This window comes from Micromonospora sp. AB353 (genome assembly GCF_049538395.1).
Taxonomy (GTDB): domain Bacteria; phylum Actinomycetota; class Actinomycetes; order Mycobacteriales; family Micromonosporaceae; genus Micromonospora; species Micromonospora aurantiaca.
In genome coordinates, this window is record NZ_JBMVFV010000162.1 from 1 (window position 1) to 3,177 (window position 3,177).

3 protein-coding genes are annotated in these 3,177 nt (G+C 71.2%); 2 read left to right on the forward strand and 1 reads right to left on the reverse strand.

Features of this window, described 5'->3' with window-relative positions; translation table 11 throughout:
• Window positions 1-46: 46 nt before the first annotated feature.
• On the reverse strand, window positions 47-691 hold the full coding sequence (gene phoU, locus ACPCK6_RS29395; RefSeq protein WP_013288777.1) for a phosphate signaling complex protein PhoU: 645 nt from the start codon (window positions 689-691) through the stop codon (window positions 47-49).
• A gap of 202 nt (window positions 692-893) precedes the next feature.
• Here phoU and ACPCK6_RS29400 point away from each other — a divergent pair, with 202 nt between their 5' ends.
• Window positions 894-2,186 carry a sensor histidine kinase gene (locus ACPCK6_RS29400; protein ID WP_423482834.1) on the forward strand — a complete coding sequence of 431 codons (1,293 nt, stop codon included), beginning with the start codon at window positions 894-896 and terminating at the stop codon, window positions 2,184-2,186.
• Between the two features lie 21 nt (window positions 2,187-2,207).
• Entirely contained in the window at window positions 2,208-2,891 is a 684-nt protein-coding gene (locus tag ACPCK6_RS29405; protein ID WP_135242192.1) for a response regulator, read from the forward strand.
• The last annotated feature ends 286 nt before the right edge of the window (window positions 2,892-3,177 follow it).

Consider the following 3,177-nt stretch of genomic DNA (forward strand, 5'->3'; position numbering starts at 1 on the left):
AACAACGAGTGTTAATAAGGGGCCCTTCCTTGCGCGCGGGCGCGGGTCAGGCGGACGTGGAACCGGTGATCAGGTAGACCACGTGCTCGCCCGCGTTCACCGCGTGGTCGGCGAAACGCTCGTAGAAGCGACCCAGCAGCGTCGCGTCGATCGCCGTCTCCACCCCGTACGGCCAGTCGTCGCCGAGCAGCACGCCGAACAGGCTCTTGTGCAGGTCGTCCATCGCGTCGTCGTCGCTGTCCAGCTCGGCGGCCACGTCGGCGTCCGGCTTGGCCAGCACCGAGCCGATCTTCTCGGCCATCCGGTCGGCGATCCCGGCCATGTCGGTGAAGACCGGCCGCAGCTCCGCCGGCACCGCCGGGGACGGGTGCCGGCGCAGCGCCGTCTTCGCCACGTGGTCGGCCAGGTCGCCCATCCGTTCCAGATCGGCTGCCACGTGCAACGCGGTGATCATCGCCCGCAGGTCGGAGGCGACCGGCGCCTGCCGGGCCAGCAGGTCACAGACCCGCTCCTCCACGTGCCGGTAGAGGTCGTCGATCTCGGCGTCCCGCGCGATCACCGTTTCGGCGGCCGTCCGGTCGGCGGTGAGCAGCGCCTTGGTGGCCTGCCGCATGGCCGCGCGTACCGCCTCGGCCATGTCCACCAGCAACTGGCTGACAATCTGCAGGTCGGCCCGGAACTCGTCGCGCATCGTCACTTCCTGGGGTCGGTGGCCGCCACCCCCCATGGGGTACGGCAGGAGCAGGTGCGCGCCCCACGCTAGGCCGAACGGTCGGCACCAGGGTGAACGCGGATGAACGACGCTGGGCCCGCAGGTGAACTTTGCCGAAAGCGAGAGTGATTCGTCCCCTTGTGCCCGATACCCGGGTTAACAATGACCCTACGATCGCCGGGTGGAATGGGCGGTGGCCGTCGTGGTGGCCGGAGCGCTGGTGACCGGGCTGGTCGCCGGGGCGCTGCTGTCCGGACCCGTTGACGAATGGCGGCGCCGCCGGGCGTCGGGGGGCGGCGGGCTCCTCCGTCGTGACGCAGGGAGGACGACCATTCCGGACGACCAGCAGGGGGGCCTATCCGGGCTCGGCCGCAAGACGATCGACTCGCTGCGCGCGGGCGTGGTGGTGCTCGGCCCGGACGACGTGCCGGTGCTGGTGAACCCGGCCGCCCGGGCGATGGGTCTGCTCCGTACCGGGGCGACGCCGGGGTCGATCGCGGCGCACCCCTTGATCCGTACCCTCGCCGGGCAGGTCCGCCGCACGGGCGTGCGGCGCGAGATAGAGCTGGACCTGCCGCGGGGCCGCGACAGCGGCGGCGAGAACCCGCTCGGCGTGCACCTGCGCGCGATGGGACTGGGCTCCGGCTACATCTCGATCGAGGCGGTCGACGTCACCGAGTCACACCGTCTCGCGCGGGTACGCCGGGACTTCGTCGCGAACGTCAGCCACGAGCTGAAGACGCCGATCGGCGCGCTGCAACTGCTCGCCGAGGCGCTCGTCGACGCCACCGAACCGGCCGCCGACGGCGCGCCCGACCTGTCCGAGGACCTAGTCGCCGCGCGGCGGTTCGCCGAGCGGATCCAGCACGAGTCGACCCGGCTCGGCCGCCTCGTCCAGGAACTGCTGGAACTGACCCGCCTCCAGGGCGCCGAACCGCAGCCCGCGCCCGAGCCGGTCTCGGTGGACTGGGTGCTCGCCGAGGTCGTCGACCGCACCCGCACCGCGGCCACCGCGCGCCGGGTGGAGATCGCCGTCGGCGGGCAGCGGGGCCTGACGGTGTACGGGAGTGACAGCCAACTCGCCACCGCTGTGGCGAACCTGGTGGAGAACGCGATCAACTACTCCGGCGAGGACACCACGGTCCGGGTGACTGTCGCCGGCACCGAGGAACACGTCGAGATCGCCGTGGCCGACCAGGGCATCGGCATCGCCCCGAACGAGGTCGACCGGATCTTCGAGCGCTTCTACCGGGCCGACCAGGCCCGCTCCCGGTCCACCGGCGGCACCGGCCTGGGCCTGGCCATCGTCAAACACATCGCCAGCAACCATGGCGGCCGGGTGGACGTGTCGAGCACCCTTGGTGGGGGATCGACGTTCACCCTCCGGCTGCCCGCACGCCCCCCGGACGACCTGGAGACGACACTCGCCTCCGCTGGGATCGAGGCCGGCCCGGCCGAGCTCCGGCAGGTCTGACCACAGGAAAGGAAACACCCGTTGAGCCGCGTACTGGTGGTCGAGGACGAGGAGTCGTTCTCCGACGCCCTGTCCTACATGCTCCGCAAGGAGGGGTTCGAGGTCTCCGTCGCCGCGACGGGCCCCGCCGCCCTCACCGAGTTCGACCGGACCGGCGCCGACATCGTGCTGCTCGACCTGATGCTGCCGGAGATGTCCGGCACCGAGGTCTGCCGGCAGCTCCGCCAGCGCTCCCACGTGCCGATCATCATGGTCACCGCGCGGGACAGCGAGATCGACAAGGTGGTCGGCCTGGAGATCGGCGCCGACGACTACGTGACCAAGCCGTACTCGCCGCGTGAACTGGTCGCCCGCATCCGGGCGGTGCTGCGTCGGCAGACCGCCGAGTCGAACGAGACGGGCGCGCCGACGCTCGCCGCCGGCCCGGTCCGGATGGACATCGAACGGCACGTGGTGACGGTCGGCGGCGCCGGGGTGCAGCTCCCGCTCAAGGAGTTCGAGCTGCTGGAGCTGCTGCTGCGTAACGCCGGGCGGGTGCTCACCCGGGGCCAGTTGATCGACCGGGTCTGGGGCGCCGACTACGTGGGCGACACCAAGACGCTGGACGTGCACGTGAAGCGGCTGCGCTCCAAGATCGAGCCGGAGCCGTCCGCCCCGCGCTACATCGTCACGGTGCGAGGCTTGGGCTACAAGTTCGAGCCCTGATCCCCTTTCGCGGCCGCCCCCGGCGCTCGCCTCGCCGATCTTGCATTTCGGTACCCCGCAAATCGCCTGATTGGGGCGCCGGAGGGCAGCCCGGCCCGGGATCGCGTCGATCATGAGGTTGGCGGCGCTTGGTGTCCGGTTTGTCGCCGCTAACCTCATGATCGACCGTGTGGGCGGCTGCCTGCATGTGCGGTGCGGTGGTGCTGGCGGTTCCGCGGGTGCAGGTGGTGCTGGTGAGAGGGGCCGAGGTGCTGCTGAGGCTCGGGAGGCCGGGCAGCTTGTCGGT

Excerpts from the sequence above, each read along its gene's own strand:
- phoU (WP_013288777.1), bottom strand. The coding sequence starts at position 691 with ATGCGCGACGAGTTCCGGGCCGACCTGCAGATTGTCAGCCAGTTGCTG.